Origin of the sequence: Desulfocucumis palustris (assembly GCF_002933875.1) — a bacterium.
GTDB lineage: Bacteria > Bacillota > Desulfotomaculia > Desulfotomaculales > Desulfocucumaceae > Desulfocucumis > Desulfocucumis palustris.
Window position 1 is genome coordinate 1 of record NZ_BFAV01000048.1, and the last position, 471, is coordinate 471.

Here is a 471-nt window from a genome sequence, read left to right on the forward strand (position 1 = left end):
AGAAAAAAGGATATTTTATTGCCGGAAAGTTCGACCAGCTTCAGGGAAATGTGCCCTATGTCCCCTTCATTCAGGCCTTCGGGCATTTAATGCGGAAGATTATAATCGAGGGCGATGAAAAACTTGCCGCCTGGCGGGAAAAGCTGCGGCTGGCCCTGGGACAGAGCGGGGCGGTTATTACCGAGGTGATTCCCGAGGTTGAATTGATTATGGGGCCGCAGCCCCCTGTTGAGGCCCTGCAGCCCCAGGAGGCCCAAAACCGCTTCCGCATGGCCTTCAGGGATTTTATCCGGGTATTTGCCGCCAGGGAACACCCCCTGGTCATATTCCTGGACGACCTGCAGTGGGCGGACCCCGCCTCATTGCGGTTAATACGGCACCTGGCCGAGGATACCGGCAACCGCTGCCTGCTTTTAATCGGCGCCTACCGGGATAACGAAATAACGGGGACGCACCCCCTGGGGGCGATGC

1 protein-coding gene is annotated in these 471 nt (G+C 57.7%); it reads left to right on the forward strand.

Annotation, left to right across the window (positions count from 1 at the left end; all coding sequences use genetic code 11):
- Positions 1-471: ATP-binding protein (locus DCCM_RS04535; protein WP_133163941.1), on the forward strand; the 471-nt coding region annotated here is incomplete at both ends.